Below are 18,928 nucleotides of genomic sequence, written 5' to 3'. Positions count from 1 at the left end.
ATGCGCGTCGTGGTCGACCAGGATCTGTGCGGAACCAGCGGGCAGTGCGTGCTCACGCTGCCGGGCACCTTTTGCCAGCGCGAACCGGACGGCGTGGCCGAAGTGTGCGTGGCGACGGTCCCGCAGGCGCTGCACGCCGCCGTGAGGCTCGCGGCGAGCCAGTGCCCGGTCGCCGCCATTCGGGTCATCGAAAGCGACGCTGGCGATGACGAGCGCGCCAGCGCCGACCCTGCGCCTTCTCCAGAGGAGGTCGAGCGGCATGCCGCGAGAGACCAACGCAATCCAGGAGGACACGATGGGACGGTTTGAAGGCAAGGTGGCCGTGGTGACCGGCGCCGGCGCCGGCATCGGCAAGGCATGCGCCCTCGCTATCGCGCGCGAGGGAGGCAGAGTGGTGGTCGCCGACATTGATGGCTCGGCGGCCATCGCCTGCACCGCGCAAATTGCATCCGAAGCGGACCGCGCGCTGGCCTCGGCCACAGACATCGCCGATGCGCAGGCGGTGGCAGCGCTGTTCGAAACGGCGGAGCGGCACTTCGGTGGGGTCGACCTGCTGGTGAACAACGCGAGCGCCATGCATCTGACTCCGCGCGACCGCGCGATCCTCGACCTGGACCTAGCGGTTTGGGATCAGACAATGGCGACCAATCTGCGCGGCACGTTGCTCTGCTGCCGGCAGGCCATCCCACGGATGATCGCCCGCGGTGGTGGCGCGATCGTCAACATGTCGTCGTGCCAGGGGCTCAGCGGTGACACCGCGCAGACGTCCTACGCAGCGTCGAAGGCGGCGATGAACATGCTGTCCGCCTCGCTCGCCACCCAGTACGGTCATGCGCAGATCCGCTGCAACGCGGTTGCGCCGGGTCTCATCATGACCGATCGTCTCCTCGCCAAGCTGGACGAATGCACGCAACGGCATCTGCGCCGGCACCAGCTCCTGCCGCGCGTCGGCCGCCCCGACGACGTCGCCGCGCTGGTGGCGTTCCTGCTCTCCGACGATGCTGCGTTCATCACCGGCCAGGTCGTGTGCATCGACGGCGGCATGCTGGCGCATGTGCCGACGTACGCCGACGGTGGCAACAGCCGCGCCGCGCGGCCTTCCGGCGAGACCGCCGAAGCGGACGCGTCGCCGCGCTGCTGATGGACATGCTGCTCAACCCGCTGAACCGTCGGCATCGGCTGCGGCACGACATCCCGGTCGTGCCCGGCGCTTTCCCCTTGGTCGGGCATCTTCCCGCCGTCGTCTGCGACCTGCCGCGCCTGCTGCGGCGCGCGGAACGGACGCTGGGCAGCCACTTCTGGCTGGATTTCGGCCCTGCCGGACACTTGATGACCAGTCTGGATCCGGATGCTCTCGCACTGCTCCGGCACAAGGACGTGTCCTCGGCGCTGATCGAAGAGATCGCGCCCGAATTGTTTGGCGGAACGTTGGTCGCCCAGGACGGCATCGCGCACCGGCAGGCGCGCGATGCGATCCAGGCGGCGCTCCTGCCCAAGGGGCTGACCCAGGCCGGCATCGGCGAGCTGTTCGCGCCTGTCATCCGGGCGCGCGTGCAGAGGTGGCGCGACCGCGGCGACGTAACCATCCTGCGCGAAACCGGCGACCTGATGCTCAAGCTCATCTTCAGCCTCGTGGGAATCCCCGCGCAGGACCTGCCGGGATGGCATCGCAAGTACCGGCAACTGCTGCAGTTGATCGTCGCGCCCCCGGTCGACTTGCCCGGACTGCCGTTGCGGCGCGGCCGCGCCGCCCGCGACTGGATCGATGCGCGGTTGCGCGGGTTCGTCCGCGCCGCGCGCGAACATGCCTCGCGCACCGGGTTGATCAACGACATGGTGAGCGCCTTCGATAGCAGCGACGATGCGCTTTCCGATGACGTCCTGGTCGCCAATATCCGCTTGCTGCTGCTTGGTGGTCACGACACCACCGCCTCGACGATGGCCTGGATGGTGATCGAGCTGGCGCGGCAGCCTGGGCTGTGGGACGCCCTGGTCGAGGAGGCGCAACGCGTGGGCGCGGTGCCGACCCGGCACGCGGACCTGGCGCAGTGTCCGGTCGCCGAGGCGCTGTTCCGCGAGACGCTGCGCGTGCATCCGCCGACGCCGCTCCTGGTGCGTCGCGCACTGCGTGAATTGCGACTCGGCCAACGGCGCATTCCCGCGGGCACCGATCTGTGCATCCCACTGCTGCATTTCTCGACCTCGGCGCTGCTGCACGAGGCGCCTGATCAGTTTCGGCTGGCGCGGTGGCTGCAACGCACCGAGCCGATCCGGCCGCTGGACATGCTGCAGTTCGGTACCGGCCCACACGTCTGCATGGGCTACCACCTGGCATGGCTGGAACTGGTGCAGTTCTGCATCGCCTTGGCGCTGACCATGCACGAGGCCGGGGTGCGGCCTCGGTTGCTGAGCGGCGTCGAAAAAGGCCGGCGCTATTACCCGACCGCACATCCGTCCATGACTATCCGCATCGGATTCTCATGAGCTGGCATTGCGTGTCCCTGTGGCGAGGCAGCAGCGCCGGTGACGCGCGGCACTTCTGCACTCGGCGCGCGCGCACGGTGCGACGCTGACAACACCTCGGCGGCTCGCTTGTGAGGGACAAGGACATGAACAACATCCAGACCGATTTTACGCCACAGGGCGACAGAACTAGTGATTCCGCGCTCGGCGGATTGGGCGCGCAGGCGCGCGGCGCATCCGGCAGGCTGCTGCCGGAGATCTGGATGCAGGACGGCGCAAAGCGGGTCGAACAGGTGCTGGCGCGTCTTCTCTGCGCCGAACATGACGGTGAGACCGAGCTGATGGCGGCCATGCGCTACGCCACCTTGCATGGCGGGAAGCGCACCCGCGCCTTGCTCTGTCTGGCTGCCGGGGCACTGGCCGACACGCCGGCGCACATGCTCGACGATGTCGGCGCCGCCATCGAGATGATGCACGCTTGTACCCTGGTCCACGACGATCTGCCCGCGATGGACGACGACGTGCTTCGCCGCGGCCTTCCGACCGTGCACGTCAAGTTCGGCGAAGCTACTGCGATCCTGGTCGGAGATGCGCTGCAGGCGCACGCCTTCCTGACCCTGGCGACCCTGGATGCGCCGGGCGACAACCGGATCGCGCTCGTGCGCGAACTGGCGCAGGCGGTGTCCGCCGAGGGTGCCGCAGGCGGGCAGGCCATGGATCTGTCGCTGGTTGGAAAACACGTGGAGCTGGACAGGATCGTGGCGATGTACCGGATGAAGAGCGGAGCGCTAGTGCGCGCGTCCGTTCGCATGGGCGCGCTATGCGTCATCGCGGAGGATGCCGCGCACGCTGCGCTGTACTGTGCGCTCGATCGCTACAGCGCCTGTTTCGGCCTGGCGTTGCAGGTGATCGACGACATTCTCGACGTGACAGCGGATACCGCGACGCTGGGAAAGACCTCCGGCAAGGACGCGGCGGCGCAGAAGCCGACCTGCGCGTCGATCATGGGACTGCAGGCAGCACGCCAGTTCGCGCTGGATCTGTTGCGCGACGCCTGGGAGGCCATCGCCCCGCTGGGGCCCCGTGTGGAAAGGTTGGCGCAGATGCTGCAGCGGGCCAACGCGTATCTGTTCAAGCATGCGCCATGCGCATGAGCGAGCCCGTCCGCATGGGGTCGCCCCTGTGCCACTGCGATCGGCAGGCGGCAGCGGTGCATGCTGCACTGTGTCCGAGTCCGCACCGCCGATCGCAGCGGTTGCCCAGCACGGCCGCGGCGCACGCGGCGCGCTGCGCGCAAGCCTATGCGGCGGACCGGCGCAGCATCGGGCCCGCGTCGCCGCGCCGGAGCAGGCGGCCGTCCGGTGCTGCCCATGCGCGGGGCCGCGACGGGCCTGCGGCGACGTGCGCGGCGTCTGCCCGATCCTGGTTCTCGTCAACCATCTGCAGAAGGAACATCCCGCGTGAACGCGCTATCCGAACAGATCCTTTCCGAATTGCGCCACCTGCTGAGCGAGATGAGCGATGGCGGTAGCATCGGTCCGTCCGTCTACGACACGGCGCGAGCTCTGCAGTTTCACGGCAACGTCACCGGTCGGCAGGACGCATACGCGTGGCTCATCGCGCAGCAACAGGCCGATGGCGGATGGGGAAGCGCGGACTTCCCGCTGTTCCGCCATGCGCCCACGTGGGCGGCGTTGCTGGCATTGCAGCGTGCCGATTCTCTTCCCGGCGCTGCCGATGCAGTCCAGGCTGCAACCCGGTTCCTCCAGCGCCAGCCCGATCCCTACGTGCATGCGGTGCCGGAAGACGCGCCGATCGGCGCGGAGCTGATCCTGCCGCAGTTTTGCGGCGAGGCCGCATCCTTGCTGGGCGGCGTGGCGTTTCCGCGCCACCCGGCGCTGTTGCCGTTGCGGCAAGCGTGCCTGGTCAAGCTGGGGGTGGTGGCGACGTTGCCGAGCGGCCATCCGTTGCTGCACTCCTGGGAAGCCTGGGGGACGTCGCCGACCACCGCATGCCTGGATGACGACGGCAGTATCGGCATCAGTCCGGCGGCCACCGCCGCGTGGCGTGCGCACGCCGTGATACAGGGGAGCACGCCGCAGGTCGGGCGCGCCGACGCGTATCTGCAGGCGGCATCGCGGGCGACGCGTAGCGGTATCGAAGGTGTCGTTCCCAACGTCTGGCCGATCAATGTGTTCGAGCCATGCTGGTCGCTGTACACCCTGCATCTGGCCGGGCTGTTCGCGCATCCCGCGCTCGCCGAGGCGGTGCGCGTGATCGTCGCGCAGCTCGACGCCCGCCTGAGCGTGCGCGGTCTGGGCCCGGCCTTGCACTTCGCGGCCGATGCGGACGACACCGCCGTTGCGTTGTGCGTCCTGCGCCTTGCAGGCCGCGACGGGGCGGTCGATGCGTTGCGCCATTTCGAAATCGGCGAGAAGTTCGTCACCTTCCCCGGCGAGCGCAACGCCTCGGTGTCGACCAACATTCATGCCCTGCATGCGTTGCGACTGTTGGGAAAGCCCGCCGCCGGCACCAGCGCCTACGTCGAGGCAAATCGCAACCCGCACGGTCTATGGGACAACGAAAAATGGCACGTTTCGTGGCTGTATCCCACCGCGCATGCGGTCGCTGCGCTGGCGCAAGGCAAGCCCCAGTGGCGCGACGAGCGCGCGCTCGCGGCGCTGCTGCAGGCGCAGCGCGACGACGGAGGCTGGGGCGCCGGTCGCGCGTCCACATTCGAGGAAACCGCCTATGCGCTGTTCGCGTTGCACGTGATGGACGGCAGGGAAGAGCCGACTGGGCGCCGGCGCATCGCGCAGGCGGTGGCGCGTGCGCTGGAGTGGATGCTCGCCCGCCATGCGGCGCATGCATTGCCGCAGACGCCGCTGTGGATCGGCAAGGAACTGTATTGCCCCACCCGGGTCGTGCGCGTGGCTGAACTCGCGGGGTTGTGGCTGGCGCTTCGTTGGGGGCGGCGCGTCCTGGCCGAGGGAGCAGGAGCGGCGCCATGATCCAGACCGAACGCGCGCTGAAGCAGGTGCTGGAGTGGGGGCGTTCCCTGACCGGGTTCGCCGACGAGCATGCTGTGGAAGCGGCCAGGGGCGGCCAGTACATCCTGCAGCGCATCCAGCCGAGCCTGCGCGACACCAGCGCCCGCACCGGCCGCGATCCGCAGGACGAAACGCTGATGGTGGCGTTCTATCGGGAACTGGCGCTGCTGTTCTGGCTCGACGATTGCAACGACCTTGGCCTGATCGCGCCGGAGCAGCTCGCCGCGGTGGAGCAGGCGCTGGGGCAGGGCGTACCGTGCGCGCTCCCCGGATTCGAGGGCTGCGCTGTGCTGCGCGCTTCGCTGGCCGCGCTCGCCTACGATCGTCGCGACTATGCTCAGCTGCTCGAAGATACCCGCTGCTACTGCGCGGCGCTGCGCGCCGGACACGCGCAGGCGGCAGGGGCGGAACGCTGGTCCTACGCCGAGTACCTGCACAACGGCATCGATTCGATCGCCTACGCGAACGTGTTCTGTTGCCTGTCGTTGCTGTGGGGGCTGGACATGGCGACCTTGCGCGCGCGTCCGACGTTTCGCCAGGTCCTGCGCCTCATCTCCGCGATAGGGCGCCTGCAGAACGATCTGCATGGACGCGACAAGGACAGATCGGCCGGCGAGGCCGGCAACGCGGCGATCCTGCTGCTGCAGCGCTATCCGGCTATGCCTGTGGTGGAGTTCCTCAACGACGAGCTGGCCGGCCATACGCGCATGCTGCACCGGGTGATGGCGGAAGAACGCTTTCCCGCGCCGTGGGGACCGTTGATCGAGGCCATGGCGGCCCTCCGCGCGCAGTACTACCAGACCTCGACCAGCCGCTACCGCAGCGACGCTGCGGGGGGAGGCCAGCGTACGCAGGCCTGAACGCGCGGGAGGCGGCGGGGTGCGCGCGCTGCCGTCGCTCCGATCCGACGCAACTCCGTCGCCCGATGCAACGGATGGAGAGAGCAGGAGCGACACCGCCCTGAGCCGGCGCAAGGACGACCATCTGGACCTCGTTGCTGGATCGGCGAACGGCGCCGGCCACGGTCGCCGCCGACTGGGAGTACATCCGGTTCGAACACTGCGCATTGCCCGAGTTGGACCTGACGCACATCGACTTGCGCGCCTGGGGTCCGTGGGGCGCAATGGCAAAGCGTATTGCAGCGTCTTGCGTTGGTGACCGATAAGTTGGCTAATCCACCCGGCGTGCGTACGTATGAGCCTTCAATATTCTTGAGGCCTCGACCCGCTGAGAAAGGTCAGTCGATGACCACAGGTGTGTATGCCAGATTGCGCTTGCAACGCGTCCATCCTTGCGGCGCTAATTTGGCGCGTTGGCGCGCCGTCTCGCTCATGAGAACGCGTAGATGAGCCAGCAGATACCGACCCACAGGAGCGCGTTGAGGAGGAGCGCAGCAAGCCGCCAGGGGTTCCAAACTATCCGCGGCTGTGAAGTATCAGCATGCAATGCGCGATCGGCCTTGCCGCCTTCAATCACGCGCGGTTTTGGTTTGCTCCAGTGCGTCATCCGTATCCCATGCTTGCGCTGCGTTAGTCGACTAGGCACCAGCAAATCGAAGATCACCACGTCAAGCGAACGTCGCGATCCCGATGCCGACAGGATCACGGTCGTGAGCTGGTGAGGCTGATCGTCAGCCTTGTCATACCGCCAGATTCCAGCCGACAGGCGGTCCAGGTCTGGCCCTTCGAGCACCTAATCATAGTGTTCCATGTTCACGTGAGCCTCAGGCCTTTTGGAGATCGATGAACCCCAGCGCTGCTTCGCGGTCGGCGCTGCTCTTCAACGCTGCGCACGTTGCGTGATGTCGTTGTAGGTTGTCCATTCGCGCCCGAGCTCACAGCTGCCTTAGTGAGCAGCCGTCCGCTTGATGCTCAAGGCTATTTCCTTGATCGGTGCGTCAAGTTGGCGGGCGACGGCCACATCAATGTCTGCCGGTCGTACAGTTACGACTAACGTCAACGCCGCATTGATCAAGATCAATCGAACAAGTCTCATTGTGAATTCCTAGGTCGGTGACCAGCGCGCCGCCCTTTAACTGCGGCAATCCTCATCTCAGCAATCGGCGGGCCAAACGCCGGAGTGGTTCTGCGCGTCGCTTGAGAAGGAAAAACCACGCGCGCGAAGCAGAATCTGTGGAATGATTTAGCTGCAGTAGTCGGATTCTCCACATCAACGTCCGCAACCGAACGCGATTGGGACGACAAGATGGAGGGCAAATGACGCCGGTCAAGGCAGCAACAATGCTTTCGCATTGGGGTTCAATCAGCCCTCTAGAACCGGCTAACGTCAGATCGTCCGTCACGGGCGCTGAAAGTATTTCCCTCAACAAGGTGAGCAGTTGGGGTGCATCTGCAGCACGGCTGATCGCCTCAACGGGCAAGTGCAAACTCAAGATATGGGGTTACGTTGGCATCGCAGCCAGTCAACGTTGGTAGAGCATGCTCTCAACAATAGTTAATTACGTGCCGCTAACCCGGAGGGCATCCCAAGGTAGTGTGCGGGAGGTTCTGCAAAAGCTGAGCGGCTGAAGCGGTCATGGTAAGTCCGGTGGTTGCGAAGATCACCGCTCGTAGAGGAGCAAGGACCACCATGACCGTGACGAAGATTAGGACGGATGTATCTGCCGTCAAACAGCTTTTGGCGTCGGACAAGGAGTTCCTCAAGCCATTGATCCAGGCTGCGGTGCAGGAGACGCTGGAAGCCGAGATGGCGGAGACGCTGGGCGCGGAGAAAGGGGAACGCACCGAAGCGCGGCTCGGCTATCGCTCCGGCTACTACACGCGCTCGCTGATCACCCGGGTCGGCAAGATCGAGCTGAAGGTGCCGCAGGACCGCCAAGGGCGGTTCTCGACCGAGCTGTTCGAGCGCTATCAGCGGTCGGAGAAGGCGCTGGTTGCGGCGCTGGCCGAAATGTACGTGCAAGGGGTGTCGACGCGGAAGGTGAAACAGGTCACCGAGGAGCTGGTGGGGCATGCGTTCTCGGCCTCGACGATCAGCGCCATCAACAAGCGGCTCGATGCATCCCTGAAAGCCTTCTGCGAACGCAAGCTGAGGGAGCCGTTCCCTTATCTGATCCTGGACGCCCGCTATGAGCGGGTGCGCGAAGACGGGATTATCGCGAGCCAGGCGGTGCTGATCGCGATCGGCGTTGACTGGGAGGGGCGGCGTCAGGTGCTTGCGGCTGAGCTCGCCAACCGGGAGAGCCGATCGAGCTGGAAGGAGTTTTTGGAAGCGTTGAAGGCCCGCGGCCTTCACGGTGTCGAGTTCGTCGTCTCGGACGATCATCCAGGGCTGAAGAAAGCGATCGCTGAAGTCCTCGCAGGGGTGTTCTGGCAGCGCTGTTATGTACACTTCCTGCGCAATGCGCTCGACTACGTGCCACGCAGGGTCGACGACGATTGTCTGCTCGAACTGCGATGGATGTACGACCGGCGTGACCTTGGCGAGGTGCGGCGCGATCTGGCGGCGTGGCTCAGCAAATGGGGCGGCAAATACCCCAAGCTCACCGGCTGGGTCGAGGAGAACATCGAGGAGACGCTCACCTACTTCCGTCTGCCGCTGGTGCACCGCAAGCACATGAAGTCGACCAACATGCTCGAACGTCTCAACGAGGAGATCAGGCGGCGCACCTACGTGGTGCGAATCTTCCCCAACGCCGAGAGCTGTTTGAGGCTTGTGCGGGCGCTGACCGTCGAGCGCCATGAGGCCTGGCTCGAGGACCATCGCTATCTCAACATGGATCTGCTGAAGGAGCACAAGAAGGAGGCGTTACGCCAAGCGGCCTGACGATGCTCAGGCCCACCAAGCGGATGCACGCCACCCCTCTCCACCGCCGTCGCTCGCCAGCGCTACGCTTTGGGCAAGCGAGCGACGGCGGCTCCGAGGGGATGGCTCGGCCGGACCCATGATCAATTTTGCTGAACTTGACGCACAGAACTGCATCCCAAGCCGCTCCAGAATAGGACTGCTGCTGCTCAAACCATCTACGGCCTGTCCGAAGGGGGGTGCGATCGCTGGACCTACGACCCGTATTCCACACGCTCGGCGATGCCGTTGATGCAACAAGAAACTCACCGGCGGCACAGTCGAGCGCGCCTATGTGGTTAAGGGCTATCGCGGCCACACAACCGCCAACCCACGACGCGTCTTCATCTCGGCCAGGAGCACAGGGTCTTGGGAGTCATCGAACGCGAGCTTCGCCGCCGATCCCCTATCGAACCCGTGATCGGTAAAGAAGACCGACGGCCGCTAGTTGTCGCTTATCGGGCCCTCTTGCGCATTGCGGCGCCAACTAGCCTCGGCGCACCGGTTCCCCTGCGGCGGGCCCACCCTTTATCAGCGAGCCTGCGCCGGTCCCAATGCAACCTCAAGTGATCAGAGGGAACGCGCCAATCTAGAAATTGGCCACGTTCCTGTTGAGCCACTCTCATCCGATATCTTTCGCATGAGGAGTGTTGTCTCCGAAGCCGAAGTCCGGAAAGCGCGTGACGAGCGCGGTTTTCAAAAACTGGATATGCCTGATAGTGACTTCTAGCTCGTTCAACCGCCTTTCCCCCTCCGCAATTTCACTACCGAGCAAATTCTGATAGTGGTTATCTTGCGGATCGCGCGTAAGATATTCATCGGAATCATTGCCCAACGTTACTGCCGACCGCGCCAACGCCTCATCGACACTCGATTTTAGGTTAGCTTGCTCGGCCATTGCGCCTTGCAGCGCGTCCTCTATCGAACGATAGATGGACGTAGCACGGGCACGATCAGTTTCGGCATCACGACTAGTCGATCGGGCCTTGAAATAGACAACGCTGCGCGCCTTTAGCAATCGTTGAAACATCTTCTTCTCCATGCCTAATCGAAGTGGCCGCCGAGTCTTCACACCCAAATCAGCACGAATGCGAAAAGTGAGGCCCACCGCCCCGCGCAATAGGCTAATGCTAATGCTCACAGAAAATCTCGCCGCATCTCACCGATGATCACTGTGGTACATCCGCAAAGTCGGTGCCGTAACAAAGCCGTTTCCTCCTGGTCAGCAAAGTTCGGGACCAACGACATCGGCGTGAGTACGATGTGCTCGCCAGAAGCAGACCGAAAGCTTTCTGCGCTAGCAAGGCTTTGGGCGTAACTCGGCCTCCCAAGCAATCCAGCGGCAAAATCGATTTGATACCGCCATGGCGATTGTCACCGCATCGGTTGGGCGGCCTGAGCATCGCGCCAAGCTTAAGGCGTCGAGACGAGCTTGGGGGCGCCGAATTGCGCTAAGCGTCCAAGAACCAGCCGAGACGGTTGATAGTCGCCACTGAAGGCCCTTGTGCCACGGGAGCCGTCACATATGCGATCCAGCCTAAGGAGGATCGCTGCATAGGAACCAAGACACGGTCAGATCCGGTCTTCTCCGTCGCGACTCTACAAGATCCCGTCCAATCTACATAAAGTCATCCTCGTAGGAGTACGTGGCGGGACTTGCTGCACTCTCGATATTACTGCTGTCACCGCCCGCAGCTTTGGAGAGATATAATGGAAGTTTGTTTTTACGCTGCCATTCACCGGCAGTGTTCTTTATCCAAATGTCGGGGGACTGGGCAGGGTCAAGAACCATATTGTTCTCGTCAACCGCAACGAATCCCATCTTCGCTGCACGGGCTTTTGACTCTTGATTGGCAGCACGCCAATTGAGCAGCGGTCGTTCGCCGTCGAGCCGAAGTTGATACTCCAACAGAATATCACCTGCGTTCTCGACAAGCGGGTGAGTAACCTGAAGATCTACAACGGATGTGATTTCAGTTCGCCCAGGAAACTGTTCGCGCCACTTGTCGCCTTCGAACTCAGTCATGCTAAATCCGCCTTCCGTTCTTAGAAGTCCGACACTCTGCTTTCCTAATTGATAGCTGAAATATCGCGCGCGCTCGCTATCTTTAGTTGTGCCGTATTTCTCGGCGACCTGAGCGATGCGCTTGGCTTTTTCGGATACGAAATCCGAGTACTCTTGTGGATTATCGGCTATGTGCTTGATTTCATCATCATAAAAGCGCTTCGCTTCTCTCCTAAATAAAGGCTTGTCGATCTTCACCACTGGAGGTCTGGGAACGAGGGAATAGAACGGCGTTTCTGCCGAAGATGAGCCATCGTTAAAATCCGGCGCGGCTAAGTGCATCTCTGCGAACATGTCCGCGAGCCTTTGCCTGTCCGCATCAGTTTTCTCGGCGCTACTTGCTGACGGTCTCGTTTCGTCACCCTCGCCAAGGAGAGCGTATTGAATATTGGATGAGCCGCTGATTCGGCTATACATGGCGTTCCGCGCTCTTATCGGATTAGTGTTTCGCACTGAGTTCAGGCTGGCCAGAACCTGCGGGCTTGATAGTCAGCCAAGCTGACGACAGGCTGACGCAGGCGTCACTCGTCTGCGTGCGCTCTTACGGAAGGATCTGCCCGGCAGAAGAAGCGCTCGCGCGCATGATGGCGTACAAGAGAAAGCCGATTATTGACACAGTGCATACGATGAAGAATTGATCAGTCCTGATCTCTGTTCGCAGGAGAGACGGCCGTGTCCCCTCGAGTGACCCGACGTCGGTTGCCTCAACATACTGCCGATTATCCGGCAATGGCGGCGACATAGAGCTCCTGCCTTCAGCTCAAAACGGACATTGTCATTTGCCGCATCGCTGTTTGGTCGCGTTCGTCGCAATATCCAATACCGGTGATATTGCGCGCCGGGCGAGGCTTGGATCAGCCGGGTCTCGACGCGATCAGCAAGACCGAGCGCCGCATTGGTCCAAGCGCCCAGCAACTTCGCCGCAAGAGCAGTCGGATAGTTGCCGATCACGAAGGCATCTGGACGCCGCGCCTACAACTCCTGGGCCATGCAGAAATCGCCACGTAGGCGGCTAGAATCTCCCGCGAATCGCAATAAGCATTGCTGGAAAAGCCAGCCGCCCCTCGCCGTGCAGCACCGGGCTAGGATGATGCACCCCGTCTGTGCGTCAGCTTATTGTCAGCTCGCGCGCCTATCATGTCTACAGGTCTTCGAGTGGGCCAGTACGGTGCAATTTTTGCCATAGGGAGAGCGAACCGCATGGATAGCAGAATCACTGGTTCTTCCAGTCAATTTCCAAGCGCGAGCCAGGCCGATGAATCGGAGCCATTAGCAGATGGCCGGAGGTTTACGGAAGCGCTTGCAGACACGGCGCCTGGTTCGTCCTCGGGGACGACACGGCCGTACTCCCTCGTTTCCGTACCTCCCATCGATGAGATCGACAGGAAGTCATTCAAGAAAGAGCTGAGAAAGTTTTACGGTGACGACATCAAGCACATAGCCGATAATCCGCTAGAATACTCGGATTTCGTTTCCAACAAGGCTAGGCAAACAGCGATGCTCGCCAGAGCCGGATCCACCGTACAGGATTCGGACGATGCGCGATATTTCAGCTACCAATTGGGTGACAAGAGTGTCGGGCTTCTAAAAACCGAAGGTCGAAGTCGCATGGGAGGGGAGGCGTGGGAGCGGAACTTTCCTGGGCGAAAACACGTCTCGTCCGTTGTCGGTCTCCGGGTTACTCATCCGCTCGTTGAGAACGCAGGCGATGTTCTGCTGGAACATCAACTTCGGCTTGACGGCAAGCGGGCATTGGTCATGTCGCGTCCTGCCACCGATGAGGTGAAGCCCCGTCTAGAGCAGATGGGTTTTGTTTACGTGGGTGACAATGAAGATGACAATGAATATGTGCTTGACCCTAGGCAGCATCCCGACAAGTGGACGCTGAACGAGCAGGGAAAATGGCAGCGGGTGGACAAACCTCAGCTATATCTCTCCAAAGCTGAGAGTAGTGATGACGAAAACGAAGGAAGTGTCGAGGAATATTCGGGTGAAGAATACATCGAAACGGATTCGTCGGGGGACGATCCTTCTTGGTACTTCGAACAGCTCAATTTAGGCCCGGGGACTGGCTAGCAGACGTCCCGACGGGTGCGGCTTGGCCTCAAAGTGGCCGACTTCTCGTAGCGGCATGCACCGGGAAGGGGCGCTCCAACGGGAGCGCCCGCCACGCGCGGGTGTGCTCCCGATGCGGCGCGCGAGCGGATAGAATCCCTAGTCAGCTGCTCTGAGCTGCTTCTTGCGTCATCTGGCAACTCTCTGGGATTTGAACGCTCCACAAGCATGGACGTGTTGCGCGATTCTGGAAGGGCGCTTCGCTGGACGATCAATTGAGGTGTGCCTCCTCATGACCGAGCAATGGGCCAAGCCGAATGTCGCTGCCGCCTGTACGATCTGCGGTTTCAACGACATTAAGCCGGCGCGCTACGGAAGGAGCAAGGGATGAATCAGCCTGGTCTATATCGATGAAAAACACCCGCGCGTGATGCAAACCAGATCGCGCTGTTCATTGATCGATACCGCCAATTGTCTGGAGACTTTCGTCGTCGAGCCGAAGAGGGGGCGCTGCTCGGAGCTCCGCTTACCGCGCCTCATCCGGACCTCATCTTCATGGATAGCGAAATGTCTTGCCGTCGTTGCTGATCTTAGTGCTTGCCAGGCCATCCGACGCAAGCGGGGGGTCGATTGCCGACATGTCACAGCCTACCGCCTGTGCATTGGCGCGCTGCTCGTTAACCCCTTCACCAGCTGTTTAGCGCTTGATCACGAGCGATTTCCGACCGAGGCTTGGGGAGCCTGTGGCTCGTCCGGCCACTTGCCGAACCGTTCACCAGGTTCGCGGGGCTGCGCTGTGCAAAGAGAGAGGGCCGTCTAGAAAAATTCGGCCTTCTGATCATCCGATGGTCGCATTCTGCTGCGCGGGGATGCCTGCCCATTCCAAACGAGAAGGCCAGCATCGAAAGAGTTCCTGAATTCGACGGCGGGATCAAGCTCCGAAACGGTCGCCTTGTGATCCAGGCGTTCAACGGGGCTCATTCCATCTGCCGGCCGTGACTGTACTGGAAGAGCAACTGCTTCCGACGGCGCGTTTGCCGTCGTCAAGGGTTCCTAGCCTCGCGAGGCGAGCCGCAGCCGTGGGTTTGCGGCAAGCTTCGAAAGGAACCGGGGATGTAGTGAGCTAAAAAAGGAAAGAGCTGGTGCTGAAATCAAACTCGCAAGCTGGAAAATACCCTTGTGACCTCATCCGTACGGAAACGTACGCGTTTTTCTCAATAAAGGTGACGGAGATGGCCGAAAGTTTATCCTGGCCTCACGGGGAGATGCGTTACCGGCTCGACGAAAGCCGAGCGTCCGCTTGCATGTGTTTGCCGACATTGGAAGCGGAAGAAGAGAGATGATCTGCATCTGCGGTTTGTTCAGCAGTTTGTTCGAAACCAAATTCATCAGCGAGGCAAAGCAGGGGACGTGAGAGCACAAGTTCTAGAAAAACTCGAGGCCGGCCGCGTACGACATGGCCAATTCGCCAGCGCGCCGGGATCAGGTCCTTGCGGCCTTTTCTTTGTTCAGGGCCCTTGTGGGTGCAGACTCAGGATAGTCGGACTTGTTCGCCCAGGGTGGGAGCATGTCTCCGTCTCCACGCCGCGACGTTGTCCGAACTGGGAGGAGATGTGCTTCGTCAAAGACCTGTTTTGGGATGAAGAGGAGTGCGTGATGCAATTGCATCCGCCTCATTCGCAATACGTAAATAACAGCCGGTACTGTCTGCATCTCTGGAAGCCGACTCGCCAGGACATTCCCGTGCCACCGGCTAGCTTCGTAGGCGTCGTCGGGCTTGGACCCTCTGAAACGGCGATATTGCTTGCACAGATTGGCGGGCTATCGTGAAAGCCGTTTTACTACAACGAATCGTCGCCTCCAACATGGGGCGGCGCCGCACGTATCCGGTACGAACGACGACTGCAATGCAGGGAAAACTCTCTTCAAGACATCTACGAGGTTTGTTGGGGTTTGTTGGGGAAATTTTCCAGATCTCTTCGGCTGATCAACAATGCCCGGAACTCACGCGAAACGATATCGTTGCCGTCGGGAAACTCGTCAGCTTGACGTCAGCTCGCATCCTTAGGGTGCCGATCCGTCAATCGGCGCTGAATGATAACCTTATCACGCATCGAGAAGAGCAGCGAGTTATAGCGAGCATGTCTGGCTCTACGGAGGACACGGCACGTGTGGATTGGGTGCCGTTCTGGTTGCGATCGGTCTTGGATGTAGCCGCATTGTGCTGTGTGGCGTGCCTTTTGATGACGACCGTTATAATGACGAGCCTTTTTGGTGGCGTACTGCTTTTGCTTCATCTGAGGCGGCGGGCTCGGTCGGTGCAAATCGCAACGTCTATTGTGGAAGCTGGACCAGATCGCTTTCGAGCGAAAAATGAGAAGCATGTCGGACCGCACCAAGAAGTGGTTGGGTGGCGCACACAAACGCGACCCGCGGCCTCAGGAGATACGATCGAGTAGGACCCGCAGTAGTCGACCGCCTGAAAACAGCGACCGCGCCACATGAGATGCGCTCCTGTTATAGTTTCAACTTGCAAGAACGGGGAAACGGGTTCGGTCCTCTGGACCGGCCGATGTCGTTGCACTGCATCAATAAGGCGCGCCTAAGGAGGACAGCGCCTCTCAAAGCAGAGAGTATACTCATCGCAGTGTGCCTCAACACTGAGTACCATCAAGATCAATCCGGCATACGGCAATGATCTAGCGTGTGGCTGCCTCGCGGGCGCTGACGCAGTCGCCAATCGACGATGGAGTACAACGAGCCGTTCCCCGTGGGCGCCGCAGCCGGCCTATTTGCCAGCCCAAAGTGTCAGTCAGTCGACCCGCCATTCTGGGATAAGAACTTCGAGGCATATACCTCCGGCCGGGCAGATCAGTCGTCTTACGAGCTGGGTCCGCTGCCGAGTATATCTTTATATCTTCCCCTGGAGTGGCAGCACGGCGCACAGTGCGTGCCGGAAGACCTTAAGGAGGGACTGCGCTTGCAAAACGTGCTGCCAGGCGCGTCTCAACCGGGGACAAATCTCATCCTTCATGGCGTGAACACCGCCACCATTGGGCCGGCAAGCTATGAGAGTGATGTTTTTCTGCGCCCAACCGAATAAGGGGATGACAATCTTCGAGAGTGGGGCCGTTCAATGACCGACCGGCTGCTGGAGGGGCGACATTGCGGCAAAGTTCTGCCGGTGGTGCTGGCGCAGCCCAAGGTTAAGAAGCTTCTGTCGAGCGATCACTTCTCGGGCGATGGCACGGTGATCGAGGCCTGGGCCTCGAGTAAGCGCGACTAGCCGGTCGTTCGGCGGGAAGCGGGCTCGCTTGCTGCGAGCCCACGTCGAACAGCAACTCCCTTGCTCAGGCCTGGCCACATCGCGTCACGAGCAAAACTCGGCAGTCCACAACTGGACCGTCCCAAGCCTGCGAGCCTAATGCTGCGAGTCTTGAGCCGCGTTTATTGCTCCCGCCGCGTGCCCTTCGATCACCATTTCTGCCCACTCGACTCCTGCCCATGCTCTTGAGCGGGCCGAAGGCTCTCTATGGCCCGGCCAGCGTTGTTTGATCCGCTGACGAAAGTCGAGCGCCAAGCGGCAATCGTCAGCGGCAGTTCGAAGATGATATCAATTGCACGTTCGATCTTTAGGTAGCGCCACAGAGCAATGAAAAATATCCCTGCGGGAGTCTTGGGAAGTCTCATTGTTCGAGGCCACGATCTGCGAGCAGCCGGTGCATGACCTCGCGTTTGATCTCGCCAGCGATTTGGTTTCGGACTTGGGCTCCGAGTACCCGCTCGGCATCCGCATCGCCTAGCAGACCATGCTCGGCCAGCTGCTGATCGAGGCGGCTTTGAAACTCCTCGCCCATAGCTTCGACGAGCCGGTCTTGCATCGCTGCATATTCGTCCGGAGCGATGCGCCTCAGCACCGTCTCCCAGGGTTGCCAGCTTGCCATGTAGTCGGTGAACTGGCTTGCTTCCCGCTCCCGGACCAGGTGCAGCGCCTCCGTCGCATCATCCTCGCTTACGTGAGAGACCGCCAGGAAGCGCATGTCAGGGGCGACGTGACTGAGCTCCAGAGGCTCGCGCAGCCGATGTTGATAGGCCAGGTAGACTTCGATGTCGTCTACGTTCGGGTTGCCGCTGAGGAGCGAGTTGACCCTGTCGCGCGCGATCTCGTCCAGCGCCTCCAAGCGGAACGCGACACGGCCGCGCTGGATCAGTTCGCCAAGCCGATCGTCATATAGCCCGTTCTCGACGTCAGCGTTAAGGCGCGCGCTCTGCATACCGTTCCAGTGCAAAGTAACACGATCCTCGCAGCTCGCGTTGGCCTCGGAAGCCTGTGTGAAAAACTGCTCGCGCAATCTCGGATTGGCCGCCGCCTGCCGCAGATCATCAGCCACTGCCTGCCGAAACGCGTCATTGCCGTAGTTCACGGTGCCTCGTAGCCTCTCCAGGAACTGTGCGTAATCCTGGGCGCCGGGCTCATCCGCAAAGTGCTGCCACTCGGCCAGCGTCGCCGGATCATCTGCGAGCCAGTGTGCGGCAGCCTCATGCAGGGATTGCTGCGCAAGCTGCGGTGGCGCTTCAGCCGCTGCCAGACGAGCGAGGACGTCGTCCGGCAGCGGGTTATCCCCGAACTCGAGGCTCTCCAGATGCGGGTAGTAGAGACTGAGCTGCGGTACAAGAGCCTCAACAAGACCCTCAGGCAGGCTGGTCAGCCGGTTACCGCTAAGATTGAGCGATTGCAGCGTGCTCGGAAGAGGGTCGGGGAGGTTGGCCAACTGATTGCTGCTGACATCGAGTTCAATGAGCCACGATGGGAGTGACTCGGGGAGGTCGGTCAGCTGATTGCCACTAACCGCGAGCGAGGTGAGCCCGCTCGGGAGAGGGTCCGGCAGGCTAGTTAGTCGGTTGTCGTTTGCGTTTAGGATCTCAAGCCCAGCCGGAAGGTTGGCCGGCAGACTGGTCAAGCTGTTGTCGGCGAGCTCCAGCCGAGAAAGGGTCGCCGGAAGAGCGTCCGGCAAACTGGTCAAGCGGTTATGGCTAATGAGAAGATGCTGGAGACCCTGTGGGAACGTAGCTGGCAGGCTGCTTAGCTCGTTGTGCCTAGCGCGCAGTTCCAGCAATCTTGGCGGCAGTGCGGCGGGCAAAGCGGTCAGCGAGAGGGACGACAAATCCAGCGAGTGCGAGCCTGCGTTGTCCGAATCCCTGATTCGTGTGCGCCCCTGTCGCCGATTCTCGGCTTCGCCCTGCCCCTCTTCGGCAACCCAGTTGTCCAGGATCTGCGCGCGCGCGGAGGCTGGGGTCCGATACCCTGTCAGGGTTTCGACCCAATCCGCCATGGCTCGGCTGAAGCCGCTGAAATAACTTTCCTGCTCCCCCTCTTCGGAAGGGGCCGAGGAAGAACCTGCACTCCACTGTGCCTGTCCCGTGTTCATCAATTTCTCCATTGTCAGAACAAGAATACCCCCCGCTTCTCAAGCTCGCGAAGCAGGTGGTT

General features: G+C 61.7%; 13 protein-coding genes and 3 pseudogenes. 13 read left to right on the top strand and 3 right to left on the bottom strand.

The window, feature by feature from the left end:
• The 10 genes and pseudogenes from J6524_RS09325 to J6524_RS09280 form a co-directional block, all read left to right on the top strand.
• On the top strand, positions 1–309 hold the full coding sequence (locus tag J6524_RS09325; RefSeq protein WP_225670061.1) for a ferredoxin: 309 nt from the start codon (positions 1–3) through the stop codon (positions 307–309).
• On the top strand, positions 296–1,141 hold the full coding sequence (locus J6524_RS09320) for an SDR family oxidoreductase (protein WP_225670060.1): 846 nt from the start codon (positions 296–298) through the stop codon (positions 1,139–1,141). The genes J6524_RS09325 and J6524_RS09320 overlap by 14 nt, the downstream gene beginning before the upstream one ends.
• Positions 1,141–2,484, top strand: coding sequence for a cytochrome P450 (locus J6524_RS09315; RefSeq protein WP_225670059.1), 1,344 nt, complete (start codon positions 1,141–1,143; stop codon positions 2,482–2,484). Before J6524_RS09320 ends, J6524_RS09315 begins: the two co-directional genes overlap by 1 nt.
• 125 nt (positions 2,485–2,609) lie before the next feature.
• Entirely contained in the window at positions 2,610–3,617 is a 1,008-nt protein-coding gene (locus tag J6524_RS09310; protein ID WP_225670058.1) for a polyprenyl synthetase family protein, read from the top strand.
• 70 nt (positions 3,618–3,687) lie between these two features.
• The gene (locus J6524_RS09305; protein WP_225670057.1) at positions 3,688–3,927 is read left to right on the top strand and encodes a hypothetical protein; all 240 of its coding nucleotides are present in this window, start codon (positions 3,688–3,690) and stop codon (positions 3,925–3,927) included.
• Positions 3,924–5,474: a hypothetical protein gene (locus J6524_RS09300; protein WP_225670056.1), complete on the top strand. Its 1,551-nt coding sequence runs from the start codon at positions 3,924–3,926 to the stop codon at positions 5,472–5,474. The genes J6524_RS09305 and J6524_RS09300 overlap by 4 nt, the downstream gene beginning before the upstream one ends.
• The gene (locus tag J6524_RS09295) at positions 5,471–6,373 is read left to right on the top strand and encodes a terpene synthase family protein (RefSeq protein WP_225670055.1); all 903 of its coding nucleotides are present in this window, start codon (positions 5,471–5,473) and stop codon (positions 6,371–6,373) included. Before J6524_RS09300 ends, J6524_RS09295 begins: the two co-directional genes overlap by 4 nt.
• A 28-nt stretch (positions 6,374–6,401) precedes the next feature.
• Positions 6,402–6,618, top strand: a pseudogene (locus J6524_RS09290) (type 2 isopentenyl-diphosphate Delta-isomerase); the annotation flags it as partial.
• A 1,484-nt stretch (positions 6,619–8,102) separates the two neighbouring features.
• The gene (locus J6524_RS09285) at positions 8,103–9,299 is read left to right on the top strand and encodes an IS256 family transposase (protein ID WP_225670054.1); all 1,197 of its coding nucleotides are present in this window, start codon (positions 8,103–8,105) and stop codon (positions 9,297–9,299) included.
• A 248-nt stretch (positions 9,300–9,547) separates the two neighbouring features.
• A pseudogene (locus J6524_RS09280) lies at positions 9,548–9,743 on the top strand (IS5/IS1182 family transposase); the annotation flags it as partial.
• Between the two features lie 196 nt (positions 9,744–9,939).
• On the opposite strand, the gene J6524_RS09275 reads toward J6524_RS09280, so the two are convergent.
• Together J6524_RS09275 and J6524_RS09270 are read right to left on the bottom strand one after the other, a co-directional pair.
• The gene (locus J6524_RS09275; protein ID WP_225670053.1) at positions 9,940–10,359 is read right to left on the bottom strand and encodes a hypothetical protein; all 420 of its coding nucleotides are present in this window, start codon (positions 10,357–10,359) and stop codon (positions 9,940–9,942) included.
• Between the two features lie 576 nt (positions 10,360–10,935).
• Positions 10,936–11,799: an Effector protein NopP gene (locus J6524_RS09270; protein ID WP_225670052.1), complete on the bottom strand. Its 864-nt coding sequence runs from the start codon at positions 11,797–11,799 to the stop codon at positions 10,936–10,938.
• A 783-nt stretch (positions 11,800–12,582) separates the two neighbouring features.
• Between J6524_RS09270 and J6524_RS09265 the strand changes: the two genes are divergently transcribed.
• The 3 genes and pseudogenes from J6524_RS09265 to J6524_RS09260 all read left to right on the top strand — a co-directional run.
• A complete protein-coding gene (locus tag J6524_RS09265; RefSeq protein WP_225670051.1) occupies positions 12,583–13,458 on the top strand; it encodes a host specificity protein in 876 nt (291 codons plus the stop codon).
• Between the two features lie 1,389 nt (positions 13,459–14,847).
• Positions 14,848–15,267 (top strand): DUF7694 domain-containing protein, encoded by a 420-nt coding sequence (locus tag J6524_RS38225; protein ID WP_156434996.1) that lies wholly within the window; start codon positions 14,848–14,850, stop codon positions 15,265–15,267.
• Between the two features lie 1,312 nt (positions 15,268–16,579).
• A pseudogene (locus tag J6524_RS09260) lies at positions 16,580–16,714 on the top strand (IS5/IS1182 family transposase); the annotation flags it as partial.
• 409 nt (positions 16,715–17,123) lie between these two features.
• Here the strand turns inward: J6524_RS09260 and nopM are convergent.
• Complete coding sequence (gene nopM, locus J6524_RS09255) at positions 17,124–18,866, bottom strand: T3SS effector NEL-type E3 ubiquitin ligase NopM (protein WP_225670050.1); 1,743 nt, start codon at positions 18,864–18,866, stop codon at positions 17,124–17,126.
• Positions 18,867–18,928 lie beyond the last annotated feature (62 nt).

The sequence above is a fragment of the Bradyrhizobium hereditatis genome (assembly GCF_020329435.1).
Classification (GTDB): Bacteria; Pseudomonadota; Alphaproteobacteria; order Rhizobiales; family Xanthobacteraceae; genus Bradyrhizobium; species Bradyrhizobium hereditatis.
Note: the sequence above shows the minus strand (reverse complement) of the source record. Positions and strands in the feature narration are given on the sequence as shown.

Coding starts and splice junctions, on each gene's coding strand:
- J6524_RS09325 (WP_225670061.1), top strand. CDS start 1: ATGCGCGTCGTGGTCGACCAGGATCTGTGCGGAACCAGCGGGCAGTGC.
- J6524_RS09320 (WP_225670060.1), top strand. CDS start 296: ATGGGACGGTTTGAAGGCAAGGTGGCCGTGGTGACCGGCGCCGGCGCC.
- J6524_RS09315 (WP_225670059.1), top strand. CDS start 1,141: ATGGACATGCTGCTCAACCCGCTGAACCGTCGGCATCGGCTGCGGCAC.
- J6524_RS09310 (WP_225670058.1), top strand. CDS start 2,610: ATGAACAACATCCAGACCGATTTTACGCCACAGGGCGACAGAACTAGT.
- J6524_RS09295 (WP_225670055.1), top strand. CDS start 5,471: ATGATCCAGACCGAACGCGCGCTGAAGCAGGTGCTGGAGTGGGGGCGT.
- J6524_RS09285 (WP_225670054.1), top strand. CDS start 8,103: ATGACCGTGACGAAGATTAGGACGGATGTATCTGCCGTCAAACAGCTT.
- J6524_RS09275 (WP_225670053.1), bottom strand. CDS start 10,359: ATGGAGAAGAAGATGTTTCAACGATTGCTAAAGGCGCGCAGCGTTGTC.
- J6524_RS09270 (WP_225670052.1), bottom strand. CDS start 11,799: ATGTATAGCCGAATCAGCGGCTCATCCAATATTCAATACGCTCTCCTT.
- J6524_RS09265 (WP_225670051.1), top strand. CDS start 12,583: ATGGATAGCAGAATCACTGGTTCTTCCAGTCAATTTCCAAGCGCGAGC.
- nopM (WP_225670050.1), bottom strand. CDS start 18,866: ATGAACACGGGACAGGCACAGTGGAGTGCAGGTTCTTCCTCGGCCCCT.